Raw genomic sequence first — 17,278 nt, forward strand, 5'->3', positions numbered from 1 at the left:
ACGACTCTCAAGATGAATTTTTCCCAGTTCTTCATTTCAAGGCCGATCTTCGCCGCGGTGCTGTCGCTGCTGATCCTGATCGCCGGCGCCATCTCGCTGTTCCAGTTGCCCATCAGCGAATACCCGGAAGTGGTGCCGCCCACCGTGGTGGTGCGCGCCAACTTCCCGGGGGCCAACCCGAAAGTCATCGGTGAAACCGTGGCCGCGCCCCTGGAACAGGCGATCACCGGGGTCGAGAACATGCTCTACATGTCCTCGCAATCCACCGCTGACGGCAAGATCACCCTGACCATCACCTTCGCCCTGGGCACCGACCTGGACAACGCCCAGGTGCAGGTACAGAACCGCGTGACCCGTACCCAGCCCAAGCTGCCCGAAGAAGTGACGCGCATCGGTATTACCGTGGACAAGGCCTCTCCGGACCTGACCATGGTGGTCCACCTGACCTCGCCGGACAAACGCTACGACATGCTCTACCTGTCCAACTACGCCCTGCTCAACATCAAGGATGAGCTGGCGCGCCTGGGTGGCGTGGGGGATGTGCAGCTGTTCGGCATGGGCGACTACTCGCTGCGGGTCTGGCTGGATCCGAACAAGACCGCTTCGCGCAACCTGACCGCCACCGACGTGGTCACCGCCATTCGTGAGCAGAACCGCCAGGTCGCCGCCGGTGCCCTGGGCGCGCCGCCTGCGCCCACCGCCACCAGCTTCCAGCTATCGGTCAACACCCAGGGCCGCCTGGTCACCGAGGAAGAGTTCGAGAACATCATCATCCGCTCCGGTGAGGACGGTGAGATCACCCGCCTGAAGGACATCGCCCGCATCGAGCTGGGGTCGAGCCAGTACGCTTTGCGTTCCCTGCTCAACAACCAGCCGGCGGTGGCGATCCCGATCTTCCAGCGCCCGGGCTCCAACGCCATCGAGATCTCCAATGAAGTGCGGGCCAAGATGGCCGAACTCAAGCAGAGCTTCCCGCAAGGCATGGACTTCAGCATCGTCTACGACCCGACCATCTTCGTCCGCGGCTCCATCGAAGCGGTGGTGCACACCCTGTTCGAAGCCCTGATCCTGGTAGTGCTGGTGGTGATCCTGTTCCTGCAGACCTGGCGTGCCTCGATCATCCCGCTGGTGGCCGTACCGGTGTCGCTGATCGGCACCTTCGCGGTGATGCACCTGTTCGGTTTCTCGCTCAATGCCCTGTCGCTGTTCGGCCTGGTGCTGGCCATCGGCATCGTGGTGGACGACGCCATCGTGGTGGTGGAGAACGTCGAACGTAACATCGGCCTGGGCCTGAACCCGGTGGAAGCCACCAAGCGTGCCATGCGTGAAGTGACCGGCCCGATCATCGCCACCGCCCTGGTGCTGTGTGCGGTGTTCGTACCGGCGGCCTTCATCAGTGGCCTGACCGGGCAGTTCTACAAGCAGTTCGCCCTGACCATCGCCATCTCCACGGTGATCTCGGCCTTCAACTCCCTGACCCTGTCGCCGGCCCTGGCCGCGGTACTGCTCAAGGAACACCATGCGCCCAAGGACCGCTTCTCGAAGATCCTCGACAAGCTGCTGGGGGGCTGGCTGTTCAAACCCTTCAACCGCTTCTTCGATCGCGCCAGCCATGGTTATGTCGGCACCGTACGCCGGGTCATCCGCGGCAGCGGCATCGCCCTGTTCCTCTATGCAGGCCTGATGGTGCTGACCTGGTTCGGCTTCGCCCACACCCCGACCGGTTTCGTCCCGGCCCAGGACAAGCAGTACCTGGTGGCCTTCGCCCAACTGCCGGACGCCGCCAGCCTGGACCGCACCGAAGACGTGATCAAGCGCATGTCCGACATCGCCCTGAAGCAGCCCGGCGTGGAAAGTGCGGTGGCCTTCCCTGGCCTTTCGATCAACGGCTTCACCAACAGCCCGAACAACGGCATCGTCTTCGTCACCTTGAAGCCCTTCGATGAGCGCAAGGACCCGAGCATGTCCGCCGGTGCCATCGCCGGTGCCCTGAACGGCAAGTACGCGGATATCCAGGACGCCTACATGGCGATCTTCCCACCGCCGCCGGTACAGGGCCTGGGAACCATCGGCGGCTTCCGCCTGCAGGTGGAGGACCGCAGCGGCCTGGGCTACGACGAGCTGTACAAGGAAGTGCAGAACGTCATCACCAAGAGCCGCAGCGTGCCGGAACTGGCCGGGCTGTTCACCAGCTACCAGGTCAACGTGCCCCAGGTGGATGCTGCCATCGACCGGGAAAAGGCCAAGACCCACGGCGTGGCGATCTCCGACATCTTCGACACCCTGCAGATCTACCTGGGTTCGCTGTATGCCAACGACTTCAACCGCTTTGGCCGCACCTACCAGGTCAACGTCCAGGCCGAGCAGCAGTTCCGTCTCGAGCCCGAGCAGATCGGCCAGCTGAAAGTGCGCAACAACAAGGGCGAGATGATCCCCCTGGCGACCTTCATCAAGGTCAGCGACACCGCAGGTCCCGACCGCGTGATGCACTACAACGGCTTCGTCACCGCGGAAATCAACGGCGCAGCGGCCCCGGGCTACAGCTCCGGGCAAGCGGAAGCGGCGATCGAGAAACTGCTCAAGGAAGAACTGCCCAACGGCATGACCTACGAATGGACCGAGCTGACCTACCAGCAGATCCTGGCCGGTAACACCGCGCTGTTCGTCTTCCCGCTCTGCGTGCTGCTGGCCTTCCTGGTGCTGGCCGCTCAGTACGAAAGCTGGAGCCTGCCACTGGCGGTGATCCTGATCGTGCCCATGACCCTGCTGTCGGCCATTACCGGGGTGATCGTCTCCGGGGGCGACAACAACATCTTCACCCAGATCGGCCTGATCGTTCTGGTGGGCCTGGCCTGCAAGAACGCGATCCTGATCGTCGAGTTTGCCAAGGACAAGCAAGAGGAAGGCCTCGACCCGCTGGCCGCGGTGCTGGAAGCCTGCCGCCTGCGTCTGCGGCCGATCCTGATGACCTCCTTCGCCTTCATCATGGGCGTGGTGCCCCTGGTGATCTCCAGCGGCGCCGGTGCGGAAATGCGTCATGCCATGGGTGTCGCGGTGTTCTCCGGGATGCTCGGGGTGACCTTCTTCGGCCTGCTGCTGACTCCGGTGTTCTATGTACTGATCCGCAACTACGTGGAGCGCAGCGAGGCGCGCAAAGCCGCCCGTGCTCTGCAACTGGAGGCGCAACAATGAGTTCCAAAGTCTTCCTGCCGAGCCTGCTGGTGCTGGCCCTGAGTGCCTGCGCCGTCGGTCCGGACTACCAGACTCCAACCACCGAGGCGGCGCACATCAGCGCCGCCACCGATGGCGCTGCGGGCCAGAAGAACTTCGACCGCGCACGCTTCGAAGGCATCTGGTGGCAGCAGTTCGATGACCCGACTCTCAACCAGCTGGTGAGCAAATCGTTGCAGGGCAACCGTGAACTGCGGGTGGCCTTCGCCCGCCTGCGGGCCGCCCGGGCGATTCGCGATGACGCCAGCAATGACGCCATGCCCACCATCACCAGCCGCGCCAGCAGCGACCTGGCCAAGGGGCAGATCCCCGGCCAGACCACCAAGCGAGTGAACAGCGAGCGCTACGACCTGGGCCTGGACATGGCCTGGGAGCTGGACCTGTTCGGCCGCATCCAGCGCAACCTGGAAGCCACCGACGCCGACCAGCAGGCCGCCGAGGCCGACCTCTACCAACTGCAGGTGACCATGATCGCCGAGCTGGTGGACGCCTACGGCCAGTTGCGCGGCGCACAGCTGCGGGAAAAGATCGCCCTGGCCAACCTGGACAACCAGCAGGAGTCGCGCAAGATCACCGAAAGCCTGCGCGACGCCGGGGTCGGCGACCAGCTCGATGTGGTCCGCGCCGACGCCCGCCTGGCTTCGGTGGAAGCCAGCGTGCCGCAGTTGCAGGCCGAGCAGACCCGCCAGCGCAACCGCATCGCCACCCTGCTGGGTGAACGCCCGGACAAGCTCAGCGTCGACCTGTCGCCGGCGCAGCTGCCGGCCATTGCCAAGGCCCTGCCGATTGGCGACCCGGGCGAGCTGCTGCAACGCCGGCCGGACATTCTCAGCGCCGAACGCAAGCTGGCAGCGGCCACCGCGCGCATCGGCGTGGCCAAGGCCGACCTGTTCCCACGGGTCAGCCTCAGCGGCTTCCTCGGCTTCACTGCCGGGCGCGGTTCGCAGATCGGCTCCTCGGCGGCCAATGCCTGGGCCCTGGGCCCGAGCATCACCTGGGCGGCCTTCGACCTGGGCAGTGTGCGAGCCCGCCTGCGCGGCGCCGACGCCAATGCCGACGGCGCCCTGGCCAGCTACGAGCAGCAGGTGCTGCTGGCCCTGGAGGAATCGGAAAACGCCTTCAGCGACTACGGCAAGCGCCAGCAACGGCTGATCTCCCTGATTCGCCAGAGCGAATCCAGCCGCGCCGCCGCGGACCTGGCCGAGATCCGCTACCGCGAAGGCACCGTGGACTTCCTGGTGCTGCTCGATGCCCAGCGTGAACGCCTGGCCGCCGAAGACTCCCAGGCCCAGGCCGAAGTCGACCTGTACCGCGGCATCGTCGCCATCTACAAGGCCCTGGGTGGTGGCTGGCAACCGGAGACGGTAGCCAGCAAGTAAGGATTTGCAACGAGCTCCTTTGGTTGGCCGCAACCAACCAATGTTTGGCCCCGTGGATCATTCGGTCGCGGGGCTTTTTTTTGCCCGGCTCAAGGGTCTCTTCGCCGGCAAGCCGGCTCCTAAAAGAGCCCGCGCAACGCATGGCCCCGAATACATGGCCCCGGTAGGAGCTGGCTTGCCAGCGAAGGCGCCCGCCAGAACACCGCCCACCCCAAGCCCGTTGATAGAGGCCGTCGATCATGTGGTTGGCCATTGCGATTGGACAGCCCCACAGCGCGCTCCTACTCTTCACTCGCCGCGTAATCGCCCTGGCCTCCGCCCCCATGATTGTCCGCCCCAAGCCGAACCTGATCGGCATCCTCTTCGCCCTCAAGGGCTCGATTGCCAAGCGCATTGCCCTGCGCTGCGTACTGGTCACACTGCTGGCCTCGGTGATCGTGCTGGTGGAAACCCTGCAACCGAGCTATTTCTCCAAGGTCAACGCCACGCCCTTCACCCTGCTGGGGCTGTCGCTGTCGATCTTCATGAGTTTTCGCAACAACGCCTGCTACGACCGCTGGTGGGAAGGCCGCAAGCAATTGGGGCAGTTGATCATCGAGGTGCGTTCGCTGATCCGTGAAAGCCTGATCATCGACGGCCACCCCGAGCGCGAGGGCATGCTGCGCGACCTGTGCGGCTTTGCCCACAGCCTGATCGCCCGCCTGCGCCATGAAGACGAGGCCGCCGCCCTGCGCCCCTGGGCCCAGGCCAGCCTCGACCCCGGCCACCCGAACCTCACCGACGCGCAGTTGCAACGCATCGGCCAGCGCTGCTCGCAGTGGGCCCAGCAGGGGCTCATCAGCGAATGGCGCTACACCCAGCTGGAAACCCGGCTGGTCAGCCTGAGCCTGGTGCAGGCCGCCTGCGAGCGGATCCAGAACACCCCGCTGCCCTTCCCCTACACCCTGCTGCTGCACCGCACCATCTACCTGTTCTGCATCCTCCTGCCGTTCGCCATGGCCGAGCCCCTGGGCTGGCTGACGCCGATCTTCACCGCCATTGTCAGCTACACCTTCCTGGGCCTGGACGAGATCGGCGACGACCTCGAAGACCCTTTCGGCTATGACGACAACGACCTGCCGTGCAGCGCTCTATTGCGCGGCCTGGAGCGCGAAGTCCTGGCGGCGCTGGGGCAAACCGAGCTGCCGCCGCTGCTGGAGCCGCAGGAGTACGTGCTGACCTGAACCGGGGTTTGACTCAAGCCGGTTCCTGACCGAAGCTTGCGCCTTCCAAAAGTCGCCAGCTTCCGGATTCCTGCATGTCCCAGCCCCGCCGCTACCTGCTGATCAGCCTGCTTACCGTCGTCGTCCTGGCCCTGGCCTGGAGCTTTCTGCGCAGCAGCCCGCCGCAGGTTCCCGAGGCCATCAAGCATGGCTACAGCGCGGCACTGGAAAAAGCCCGCAACGGCCAGCCTGGCGCGGCGCGCGTGCTCTACCAGCAGTTGGGCCGGCCCGACCTCGACGACCAGCAGCGCATCCGCCTGCTGGCAGTGCTGGCCAACTACCCCAGCCCCCAGGCATTGAAACTGGCGGACGCCGACCTCTATCACCCTTCTGCCGAGGTGCGCAAAGCGGCGATCAAGAGCGTGCTCGGCCTGGTGCCCAGTGGCCAGCGCAGCCTGCTGCTGGGGCCGTTGCTGGACGATCACGAACAGAGCGTGCGCTTCGCCACGGTGGACGCCCTGCTGGGCCTGAGCCCCGACGACCAGGGCCTGTACTTCGGCCCGTTGCAGCAGGTGATCGACGAATACACCCAAGTGCTCAAGACCCGCGGCGACAACGTCGAGGCCCAGTACCAGCTGGCTCGCCTGTACCTGCACAATGCCGACCTGATCAAGGCCCAGCAGACCCTGGAACAGGCCCTGCGCCTGGCCCCGGACAACCTGCAGGCAGTGGTGCTGCAGATCGAAGTGCTGGACAAGCAGGGCCAGAGCGATGCCGCCCGCCAATTGCTGGCCAAGCAGTTGCAGGCACAGCAGGATTCGGCCTACCTGCAACATGCCCTGGGGCTCTGGCTGCTGCACCATGGCCAGGGCGAGTTCGCCCTGCTCGGCTTGTCCCGGGCGGTGGAACTGGAGCCTAACAACGCCGCCTACCGCTACGACCTGGCCACCACCCTGCACAGCGAACAGGAGCTGGAAGCGGCGCAGAAGCAACTGGAGGAAATCGTCCAGCGCCAGCCCTACAACCGCAAGGCGCGGGTGCTGCTGATCAGCTACTGGAAGGAAAGCGGCCAGTTGCAGAACGTCCAGGTCCTGCTGGCCCAGCTGGAACAGCAGAACCCCGACGACCCGGCCCTGCAGCAGGGCCTGTAGCCGCCCCCCGGGCCTTGCCTCGCGATCCCCAGCCAAACCTTTGGCGCCCTTGAGCCCCCCCCGCGCCTGCTGCGTCGCAATGCCGCCCAAGCCGTTCGCAGCCTGCGCCAGCGGCTACAAGAGCCAGCACAAAACCTGTAGCCGCTGCCGAGCCTGCGAGGCTGCGAAAAGGCCCGCAGGGCCTTGCCTGGCAATCCCCAGCCGAACCTTTGGCACCCTTGCCCCCCCTGCGCCTGCTGTGCTCAGCAGCGGCTCCACGGCGACAAAAGGTTGAACCGTGCCAGCGGCAGGCGGTCAAGTGATTTATCAGCGATATCAAGGTGCTCGACGCCGTCGCCGATCACTTGGACCTATTTGCGAGGGCATTGTTTGTCGACCTCATCTGCGTTGCTCAGCGAAAAAGCCGCCACCGGCATCGAAGGCCTGGACGATATTCTCTCCGGCGGATTGTCACGTAGCCATGTGTTCCTGCTGGAAGGCGAACCCGGTACCGGCAAGACCACCGTGGCCTTGCATTTTCTGCGGGCCGGCGCCGCCGCCGGCGAGCGCTGCCTGTACATCACCCTCTCGGAAACCGAGCGCGAGTTGCGCCAGGGCGCGCAATCCCACGGCTGGCAACTGGATGAGAACATCCACATCTTCGAGCTGATCCCGCCGGAAAGCCTGCTCAACGCCGAGCACCAGCAAAGCCTGCTGTACTCCTCGGACCTGGAGCTGGGGGAAGCCACGCGGCAGATCTTCGAAGTGGTGGAGCGGGTCAAGCCGACCCGGGTGGTGCTCGACAGCCTTTCGGAAATCCGCCTGCTGGCGCAAAGCTCCCTGCGCTACCGGCGGCAGATCCTGGCGATCAAGCACTACTTCGTGCGCTATGACGCCACCGTCCTGCTGCTGGACGACCTGACCACCGAATCCCTGGACAAGACCGTGCACAGCGTGGCCCATGGGGTGATCCGCCTGGAAGAACTGACCCCCAGCTACGGCGCCGAACGCCGGCGCATCCGGGTGGTGAAATACCGCGGCCAGAAGTACCGCGGCGGCTTCCATGACTTCACCATCATGGGCGACGGGGTCCAGGTGTTTCCGCGCCTGGTGGCCGCCGAGCACCGCGGTCAATACCAGCGCCTGACCCTGACCAGCGGCATCACCGAGATGGACGCGCTGCTGGGGGGCGGCATCGAGACCGGCTCCAGCACCCTGATCCTCGGCCCCGCCGGCACCGGCAAATCGCTGATCTCGATGATCTTCGCAGCGGCCGCCGTAGCCAGGGGAGAGAAAGCCGCGCTGTTCATCTTCGATGAGGAGCTGGGGCTGCTGTTCGAGCGCATGCGCAACATGGGCATCGACCTCAAGGCGCTGCAGGCCAGCGGCAACCTGATCATCGAACAGGTGGACGCCGCCGAGCTCTCGCCGGGGGAGCTGTCCTACCGGGTGCGACGCTGCGTCGACCAGGAGCGGATCAAGACCGTGGTGATCGACAGCATCAACGGCTACCAGGCAGCGATGCCCGAGGAAAATGCCTTGGTGCTGCACATGCACGAATTGCTGCTGTACCTCAACCGCCAGGGCGCCGCCACCTTCATGACAGTGGCCCAGCATGGCCTGGTGGGCGACATGCAGGCCCCGGTGGACATCACCTACCTGGCCGACACCGTGATCCTGCTGCGTTACTTCGAGGCCCTGGGCAAGGTGCGCCGGGCCATTTCCATCATCAAGAAACGCACCGGCAGCCACGAGTCGACCATTCGTGAATACCGCATTAGCGCTCGTGGCCTGACCATAGGCGAGCCCCTGGAAGCCTTCCAGGGCGTGCTGCGGGGCGTACCCACTTACCTGGGCGAGAGCAAACCCCTGCTCAGGGATGAGGGCCAATGAGCCCCGACCTGGACTTTTCCGAACGGGCTCTGGTGCTCACGCCCCACGGGCGTGACAGCCAACTGGCGCAGATGATGCTCAAGGAGGCCGGCTTCAGCAGCCTGATCACCCCGCACCTGCCCGCCCTGTGCGAGCAGCTGGAGCACGGCGCCGGGCTGGCGATCATCGCCGCCGAAGCCTTGCGCGGGGTCGACCTGGAGCCCCTGCTGCGCCACCTGGAACAGCAACCGGCGTGGTCGGACCTGCCCATCGTGCTGCTGACCCAGCACGGCGGCCCCGAGCAGAACCCGGCATCGCGCTTCAGCGAGCCCCTGGGCAACGTCAGCTTTCTGGAACGGCCCTTCCACCCGGCGACCCTGATCAGCCTGGTCAGCGCCGCCCTGCGGGGCAGGCGCCGGCAGTACGACGCCCGCGACCGGCTGATCGACCTGAGCCAGAGCGAACTGCGCCTGCAACGCACCCTGGAGACCCTGGAACAGCAGGTGGAAGAACGCACCGCACAACTGCGGCACAACGAAGAAGCCCTGCGCCAGTCACAGAAGATGGAAGCCGTGGGGCAACTCACCGGCGGCATCGCCCACGACTTCAACAACATGCTCACCGGCATCATCGGCAGCCTGGAGCTGTTGCGCCGGCGCCTGGCCCGGGGCCGCACCGAGGACCTGGACAGCCTGATCGACCTGGGGGTGACCTCGGCCAACCGCGCCGCCGGCCTGACCCACCGCCTGCTGGCCTTCTCCAGGCGCCAGTCGCTGGACTCCAAGCCGGTGGAGATGAACGCCCTGGTGACCTCCATGGGCGAGCTGCTGCAACGCAGCCTCAGCGAAAGCATCGAGCTGGACATGCGCCTGGACCCGCAGCTATGGGTGGCCGAAGCCGACCCCAACCAACTGGAAAGCGCCCTGCTCAACCTGGTGCTCAACGCCCGGGACGCCATGCCCAACGGCGGCCGGCTGCTGGTGGAAACCCTCAACCAGCGCCTGGCCCCGGACTTCGCCCAGGCCCACGACAACCTCAAGCCGGGGGACTACGTGCTGCTGCGAGTCAGCGACAACGGCTGCGGCATGCCCGAGGCGATCATCAACCGCGTGTTCGATCCGTTCTTCACCACCAAGCCCATCGGCCAGGGCACAGGGCTGGGGCTGTCGATGATCTACGGCTTCAGTAAGCAGTCCCGCGGCCATGTGACCCTCAACAGCACCCTGGGCCGGGGTACCGAGGTCAGCCTGTACCTGCCGCGTTTTGTCGGCGACCTGGAGCAGGCCGAACACCCTCTGGTGCAACAACCGCCCAATGCGCAGAACGGTGAAACCGTGCTGATCGTCGAGGACGACCCGGCGGTGCGGGTGCTGGTCTGTGCGGTGCTCAGCGAACTGGGCTACGCCTTTGTCGAAGCCGGCGATGCCCGCAGCGCCATGCCGATCCTCGACTCGGCGCAGCGCATCGACCTGCTGATCAGCGATGTCGGGCTGCCGGGCATGAATGGCCGGCAACTGGCGGAAATCGGGCGGCAGATCCGCCCGGAGCTCAAGGTCCTGTTCATCACCGGCTACGCCGAGCACGCGGCGGCCCGTGGTGGCTTTCTCGAACCCGGCATGCAACTGATCACCAAGCCGTTCACCTTCGACCTGCTGACCGCCAAGGTGCGGGAAATGATCCGCGACTGATAGCCGGGCTTCAGGCCAGCAATTGCTGGATCTGTTCCTGCAGGCTGTTGAGGTCGAAGGGCTTGGCCAGGATCGGCGCCTTGCGGGTGATGGGGCTGCCGCATTCGAGGATTTCGTTGGGGTAGCCGCTGATGAAAATCACCTTCAGATCCGGACGCAGCTTCACGGCGGGCTCGGCGATCATCACCCCGGTGATCCCGCCCGGCAGGCGGTAATCGGTGATCATCACGTCCAGGTGCGGCTTGCTGGCGAGAATCTCGAACGCCTGCTCGCCATTCTCGGCCTGCAGCACCCGGTATCCCAGGCCCGACAGGTAGTCGGCCAGAAGCATCAGGATCACTGGTTCATCTTCGACGATCAGTACGACGTCTTGTGCATCTTCACTCATGGAAAACCTTTGCTCGGTCAATTGCTGCTGTTACGACCATTGGGTCACGCAGAGGTTGCGTGCGCGTTACGCTTTTAATGATTCACCGGCCAACGGGCCTCTACAGGGGCAGGCTCACGCGAAACAGCGCGCCCTCGCCGATCCGGCTCTCGACACTGATGGCACCACCATGGGCGGTGACGATCTGCTCGGAAATGAACAGCCCCAGGCCCAGCCCCGCCGCCACGTGGTTGGCACTGACCCGTTCGAACTGCTGAAAAATGCGCTTCTGGTTGTCTTCGCTGATACCGATGCCGTGGTCACGCACCTCGACCCGAGCCTCGCCGTCCTGGGCATAGACCCGCACTTCGATCGGGCTCTTGGCGCCGTAGCGCAGGGCGTTGGTCAGCAGGTTGGAAACCACCTGCTCGATGCGGAACTCGTCCCAGTTGCCCTCCAGGGGCTGCTCGGCCTGCAGGCTCAGCGACGACTGCGCCGCTTCCACCTGAGGCGCGAAGTTTTCCACCAGCCCGCGCACCAGTTGCGCCAGATCGAACCGCGAGGGGCGGATCGACAGCTTGCCGGTACGGATGCGCGAGATGTCCAGCATGTCCTCGATCAGGCGGATCAGGCTTTTGATCTGGCGCTCGTCGCGGTCGACCATGGCGTGCATCTTGTCCAGGCTGAAGGCCGCGGCGTTCTCCCGGGCCAGGTGCATCTTGCGCAGCTGGGTCTCGAGAATCAGGCCATTGAGCGGCGTACGCACTTCGTGGGCGACGATGGACATGAAGTCATCGCGCATGCGCACCGCCTGCTCCAGCTCGTTCTGAGTGGCCTGGAGCTTCTGGAGCAGCGCTTCCTGCTCGCGCCGGCTCTGCTCCAGGGCCTCGACCTGCTGCTTCATGGCCTTGCTCTGGCGGTACAGGTCGACGAATACGTTGACCTTGCTCTTCACCGCGTGGATGTCCAGGGGCTTGTGCAGAAAGTCCACCGCCCCGCTCTCGTAGCCCTTGAAGGCGTAGTTGAGCTCGCGCCCGGCGGCGCTGACGAAGACGATGGGAATGTTCTTGGTCTTCTCGGTGCCGCGCATCAGCTCGGCCAGCTCGAAGCCGTTCATGCCGGGCATCTGCACATCGAGGATAGCCATGGCGAACTCATGCTGGAGCAGCAGCGACAAGGCTTCGTCGGCCGACAGCGCCTTGTACACCGTACGGTCCTCGCGCTTGATCAGCGCCTCCAGGGCCAGCAGGTTCTCCGGCAGATCGTCGACGATCAGCAGCTTGGCTTGAATATTACTTAACATGGGTTCCTTCCAGCTCGGCAAGCAGACGGCTGATGCCGCGCAAAGGGAGAATGTAGTCCGGTTGATGCAGGGCCAGGGCGGCGTCCGGCATGGTCGAGACATGGGCCTCATTGGGGTCCTGGACGATGGTCAGGCCACCCTGGCGCTTGACCTCGGCCAGGCCGCGGGCGCCATCCTGGTTGGCCCCGGTCAGGAGCACCGCGGCCAGGTTCCGGCCATAGGCATCGGCGGCGGACTCGAACAGGTAGTCGATGGCCGGGCGTGAGTGATGCAGGCGTTCTTCCTGGCTCAGGGACAGGCTGCGGTCCTGCTCCACCGACAGGTGATAGCCGGGCGCGGCGAAGTACAGGGTGCCAGGCACGATCTGCTCCTTGTCGTCGGCTTCCTTCACCGCCAGCGCCAGACGCCGGTCGAAGACTTCGGCCAGTTGGCTGCGGCGCTCGTCGGGCAGGTGCAGGACCACGATCACCGGCAGGCGGAAACCCTGGGCGAAACCGCTGAACAGCTTCAGCAAGGCTTCGACCCCACCCGCAGAGGCCCCTACCACGATCGCCTCGATCTGCGGCCAGAAACCCTGGCTGACAATCTCCTGGCTCATGTCTTGCGATAGATCCGTTCTTGTTTGACCAAGGGCTCGAAGTGCTTGCCATAGGCGGAGAAGTCCAGGGTTTCCTTGCTGCCCAGCACCAGGAAACCACGATGGCAGAGGGACTCGTGAAACAGTCCGAAGGCACGATCCTGCAATTTTTTATTGAAATAAATCAATACGTTACGACAAGAAATTAATTGAGTTTCGGAGAATACACTGTCGGTCGCCAGGCTGTGGTCGGCGAAGGTCACGTTCTCGCGCAGGCTCTTGTCGAAGATCGCGTAGTCGTAGGCCGCGGTGTAGTAGTCGGCAAAGGAGCGCTGGCCGCCGGCCTGCTGGTAGTTGTGGGTGTAGGCCCGCACGTTCTCCAGGGAAAAGATGCCTTGCTTGGCCTTCTCCAGGGAGCTGGGGTTGATGTCGGTGGCATAGATGATGGTGCGCTCCAGCAGCCCCTCTTCGCGCAGCAGGATGGCCATGGAGTAGACCTCCTCCCCGGTGCTGCAGCCGGCGATCCAGATCTTGATCGAAGGATAGGTCTTGAGCAGCGGCACCACCTCCTGGCGGATCGCCAGAAAGTGCGACGGGTCGCGAAACATCTCGCTCACCGGAATGGTCAGGAACTGCAGCAACTGCATGAACGCGGTGGGGTCGTGCAGCACCCGTTCCTGCAACGCAGAAATGGTCTTGCATTCGAACTGGCGCAAAGCGTGGTTGACCCGGCGCTTGATCGAGGCACCTGAGTAGTCGCGGAAGTCGTAGCTGTACTTGAGGTAAATAGCTTCGATCAGCAAACGCAGTTCGATCTCGGTATTCCGCTCCACTAAATTCTTTCCATCTTGGGTAGCCACACACGGATAAGGGAAAACAGCCGGTCCAGGTCAATGGGCTTGGCCAGGTAATCGTTGGAGCCGGCCTGCAGGCAGCGCTCCTGATCATCCTTCATGGCCTTGGCGGTGACCGCGATGATCGGCAGCTTGCGCCAGCGCGGGTCCTTGCGGATCTGCACCGTGGCTTCGAAACCGTCCATCTCCGGCATCATCACGTCCATCAGCACCAGGTCGATATCCTCGACCTCATTGAGCCTGGCAATGGCTTCATGGCCGTTACGGCCGATCACCACTACCGCGCCCTTGTGTTCCAGGGCGCTGGTCAGGGCAAAGATGTTGCGCACGTCATCATCCACCAGGAGGATCTTGCGGCCCTCGAAGACCTTGTCGCGGCTGCGGGCGGTCTTGAGCATCTTCTGCCGTTCATGGGACAGCTGGGATTCGACTTTGTGCAGAAAAAGCGTCACTTCATCCAGCAGGCGCTCCGGCGAGCGCGCGCCCTTGATGATGATCGAGCGCGAATACTTGCGCAGCTCGGCCTCTTCATCCCGGGTCAGGTTGCGCCCGGTGTAGACGATCACTGGCGGGAAGGAGCAGATATCCTCGGTGGACATGCGCTTGAGCAGGTCGTTACCGAGCATGTCCGGCAGCTTGAGGTCGATGACCATGCAGTCGTAGACGTTCTCGCGCAGCAGGTCCAGAGCCTCCTGGGCCAGGCCCACGGCGGTGATCTCGATGTCATCGTCACCGATCAACCGGGCAATGCTGTCGCGTTGCAGGTCGTCGTCCTCCACCAGCAGCACGCGCTTGACCTTCTGCGTCAGCTTGGCTTCCAGGCGGGCGAAGACATCCTTGAGCTCCTCGCGGGTGGTGGGTTTCACCGCATAACCCACGGCGCCCATGTGCATGGCCGCTTCCACCCGGTCTTCCACCGAAATCACGTGCACCGGGATGTGCCGGGTCTGGGCGTTCTCCTTGAGGCGCTGCAACACGGTCAGGCCGGAGTGGTCCGGCAGGCGCATGTCCAGCAGGATGGCGTCCGGGATGAACTGGGCAGCCAGGCTGTAACCTTCGTCGGCGCCGTGGGCCACCAGGCAGTGGTAACCCAGCTCGTGGGCCAGGTCGAAGAGGATGTGGGCAAAGTTCGCCTCATCTTCCACCACCAGGATGCAACGACTGCTGAATGGCGCCTTGTCGCGGTCATCGGCGAAGCGCGGAATGTCCGCCCCCGGAGCCTCGGCCACCGGCTGCGGCAGGCTGGCAGGCTGAGGCGCGGCCACGGGCGCGACTGGGGCCGGCGGCGCCACCAGCGGCTCGGCGGCCTCCTGGTACTGCTCTGGCAGCACCAGGGTGAAGATACTGCCGCGGCCGGGTTCGCTGCTGACGCTGATGGAGCCGCCGAGCAGGGTCGCCAGATCCCGGGAGATCGACAGCCCCAGGCCGGTGCCGCCATAACGCCGGTTGGTGGTGCCGTCGGCCTGGCGGAAGGCCTCGAAGATGCTTTGCTGCTGATCCTGGGCAATGCCGATCCCCGAATCCTGCACGGCAAAGGCGATACCGGCCCCCGGCTGAGCGGACACCGTGAGGCTCACCTGGCCCTTCTCGGTGAACTTGACCGCATTGGACAGCAGGTTCTTGAGAATCTGCTCGACCCGCTGGCGGTCGGTGAACAGCATCTGCGGCGCTCCCGGTTGCAGCTCCACCTTGAATTCCAGGCCCTTGTCCTGGGTCAGCGGCTGGAACAGGCTGCGCAGCCCGTCCACCAGGCGCGGCACGCTGGCGTTCTCCGGGCGCACTTCGAGCTTGCCGGCCTCGACCTTGGAGATGTCGAGGATGTCGTTGATCAGGTTCAGCAGGTCATTGCCCGCGGAATAGATCGACTCGGCGAACTTGACCTGCTCGGGGCTGAGGTTTTCCTGGGGGTTTTCCGCCAGCAGCTTGGCCAGGATCAGCGAACTGTTGAGCGGCGTGCGCAGCTCGTGGGACATGTTGGCAAGGAACTCGGACTTGTACTTGCTGGAGCGCTGCAACTCTTCGGCGCGCTCCTCGAGCTGGGTCTGAGCCTCGTTGAGCTCGTTGTTCTTGCGGTCCATGGCGTCGCGCTGATCGGCCAGGATCTGCGCCTGCTCCGCCAGTTGCTCGTTGGTCTGCTCCAGCTCCACCTGCTGGGTTTCCAGGTGCACCTGGGATTCCTTGAGGATCCGCGACTGCTCTTCCAGCTCCTCGTTGGCGGTCTTGAGCTCTTCTTGCTGCACTTGCAGCTCTTCGTTGAGCTGCTGGGTTTCGGCCAGCACTTCCTGCAGGCGCTGGCGATAACGCGCGGCCTCGATGGAGGTGCCGATATTGCCGGCAATCAGTTCCAGCAGCTCGACGTCGCGCTCGCTCAAGGCCCGCAGGAAGCCCAGCTCGATCACCCCGTTGACCCGGTCGTCGTCACGGGTCGGCACCACCAGCACGCTGCGCGGCGAACCATCGCCCAGGCCGGAGCTGACCTTGAAGTAATCGGCGGGCACCTCGTCCAGACGGATCAGGCGCTTGTGCTGCGCGGCCTGCCCCACCAGCCCTTCGTCACTGTACAGCGACTGTTCCTGGGCTTCCTGTTCCCGGGAGAAACCATAGGACGCCACGCGCCTGAGGCCACCGTGCTCCTCGCGCACATAGAGCGCCGCCACCGGTGTGCCCAGGTACTGGGCGCAGAATTGCAGGATGTTGCGCCCCAGCAGGTTCAGGCTCAGCTGGCCGAGCATCTGCTCGGCCAGTTCGGTCTGGCCGTTGCGCAGCCAGGCCTGCTGTTCCAGGCGCCGGGCGCTCTTTTCCTGGGCTTCGAGGTTGTCGCTGTAGCTCTTGGACAGTGCCAGCAGGTCACGACGGCCGATGTAGGCCAGCAGCGCGCTGATGCCCACCACGAACAGCAGGTACAGCACCACGCTGAAAATGGTGGTGCGCGTAACGTTCTCGTTACGCTCCAGGCGCAACTGCTGCTCCATGGCCACCGCGTCGTCGTATTCCTTGCGGATCTCGTCAGTCAGGCGCTTGCCACGCCCGGCCTGCACCGCCCCGCGGTAATCACCGCTCTGGCGGCGCAGGTCGATCATGCCCTGGGCAAAGTTGTTCCACTCCACCTGCAGGGCTTCCAGGCGCTTGAGCCGATCCACCTGCTGCGGGTTGTCCGCCACCAGCTCCTGCAAGCTGCGCAGTTCGCTGACGATGCGCGGCTTGGCCACTTCGTAGGGGTCCAGAAAGTGCTCGTCGCCAGTGATCAGGAAGCCGCGCATGCCGGTTTCCAGGTCGATGGTCAGGCGCGCCGACTCGTTGAGGTTGTTGATCACTCGATCAGTGTGCTGCACCCACTGGATGACCGAGAGCAGGTAGGTGATCAGGGACACGAAAAAAATCGCGCTGAGTACACCGACACCCAGCGGCAGGCTGATGTTGCGGGTCAGCAGCTTGCGGAAACTCTGTTCATCAACCGAGGACGGACGAATCATTTGATGGGCCTTGGCGCTGGTGAAAAAAAACGAAGTTTGCCCCACATTCAGCCAGGACAGCTATTTTTTATAACCAAGGTAGCGCTCGCTTGCGATTTGTCCTGCCGTGGGACAAAGGAAGCGGTTATTCTTGCCGACGCTTGTACAAGGGGATTTTTTTGTACAGCTTCGGGAACTTGTGGCAAGCCGGCACTTACTGATG

Annotated in this window: 11 protein-coding genes; 6 read left to right on the top strand and 5 right to left on the bottom strand. The window is 64.3% G+C overall.

Annotated elements, in window-relative coordinates; genetic code table 11:
- The first annotated feature begins 12 nt into the window (after positions 1–12).
- The 6 genes from PFLCHA0_RS16310 (at position 13) to PFLCHA0_RS16335 (ending at position 10,502) form a co-directional block, all read left to right on the top strand.
- A complete protein-coding gene (locus PFLCHA0_RS16310; protein WP_011061524.1) occupies positions 13–3,192 on the top strand; it encodes an efflux RND transporter permease subunit in 3,180 nt (1,059 codons plus the stop codon).
- Positions 3,189–4,610 carry an efflux transporter outer membrane subunit gene (locus PFLCHA0_RS16315; RefSeq protein ID WP_011061525.1) on the top strand — a complete coding sequence of 474 codons (1,422 nt, stop codon included), beginning with the start codon at positions 3,189–3,191 and terminating at the stop codon, positions 4,608–4,610. Before PFLCHA0_RS16310 ends, PFLCHA0_RS16315 begins: the two co-directional genes overlap by 4 nt.
- 323 nt (positions 4,611–4,933) lie before the next feature.
- The gene (locus tag PFLCHA0_RS16320) at positions 4,934–5,833 is read left to right on the top strand and encodes a bestrophin family protein (protein WP_011061526.1); all 900 of its coding nucleotides are present in this window, start codon (positions 4,934–4,936) and stop codon (positions 5,831–5,833) included.
- 74 nt (positions 5,834–5,907) lie between these two features.
- Positions 5,908–6,963 carry a tetratricopeptide repeat protein gene (locus PFLCHA0_RS16325; RefSeq protein WP_015635781.1) on the top strand — a complete coding sequence of 352 codons (1,056 nt, stop codon included), beginning with the start codon at positions 5,908–5,910 and terminating at the stop codon, positions 6,961–6,963.
- A gap of 369 nt (positions 6,964–7,332) precedes the next feature.
- On the top strand, positions 7,333–8,835 hold the full coding sequence (locus PFLCHA0_RS16330) for an ATPase domain-containing protein (RefSeq protein ID WP_015635782.1): 1,503 nt from the start codon (positions 7,333–7,335) through the stop codon (positions 8,833–8,835).
- Positions 8,832–10,502 (top strand): ATP-binding protein, encoded by a 1,671-nt coding sequence (locus PFLCHA0_RS16335; protein ID WP_015635783.1) that lies wholly within the window; start codon positions 8,832–8,834, stop codon positions 10,500–10,502. Before PFLCHA0_RS16330 ends, PFLCHA0_RS16335 begins: the two co-directional genes overlap by 4 nt.
- Positions 10,503–10,512: 10 nt before the next feature.
- On the opposite strand, the gene PFLCHA0_RS16340 is transcribed toward PFLCHA0_RS16335, so the two are convergent.
- From PFLCHA0_RS16340 to PFLCHA0_RS16360, 5 genes are all read right to left on the bottom strand, one after another.
- Positions 10,513–10,890, bottom strand: a complete 378-nt coding sequence (locus tag PFLCHA0_RS16340; protein WP_011061530.1) for a response regulator — start codon at positions 10,888–10,890, stop codon at positions 10,513–10,515.
- Between the two features lie 100 nt (positions 10,891–10,990).
- Positions 10,991–12,172 carry a hybrid sensor histidine kinase/response regulator gene (locus PFLCHA0_RS16345; RefSeq protein ID WP_011061531.1) on the bottom strand — a complete coding sequence of 394 codons (1,182 nt, stop codon included), beginning with the start codon at positions 12,170–12,172 and terminating at the stop codon, positions 10,991–10,993.
- Positions 12,162–12,770 (bottom strand): chemotaxis protein CheB, encoded by a 609-nt coding sequence (locus PFLCHA0_RS16350; RefSeq protein ID WP_011061532.1) that lies wholly within the window; start codon positions 12,768–12,770, stop codon positions 12,162–12,164. The genes PFLCHA0_RS16345 and PFLCHA0_RS16350 overlap by 11 nt, the downstream gene beginning before the upstream one ends.
- Entirely contained in the window at positions 12,767–13,582 is an 816-nt protein-coding gene (locus tag PFLCHA0_RS16355; RefSeq protein WP_011061533.1) for a CheR family methyltransferase, read from the bottom strand. Before PFLCHA0_RS16355 ends, PFLCHA0_RS16350 begins: the two co-directional genes overlap by 4 nt.
- Positions 13,582–17,076 (bottom strand): response regulator, encoded by a 3,495-nt coding sequence (locus PFLCHA0_RS16360; RefSeq protein ID WP_015635786.1) that lies wholly within the window; start codon positions 17,074–17,076, stop codon positions 13,582–13,584. Before PFLCHA0_RS16360 ends, PFLCHA0_RS16355 begins: the two co-directional genes overlap by 1 nt.
- Between the last annotated feature and the right edge of the window lie 202 nt (positions 17,077–17,278).

The organism is Pseudomonas protegens CHA0 (genome assembly GCF_000397205.1).
In the GTDB taxonomy this organism is placed as follows: Bacteria; Pseudomonadota; Gammaproteobacteria; order Pseudomonadales; family Pseudomonadaceae; genus Aquipseudomonas; species Aquipseudomonas protegens.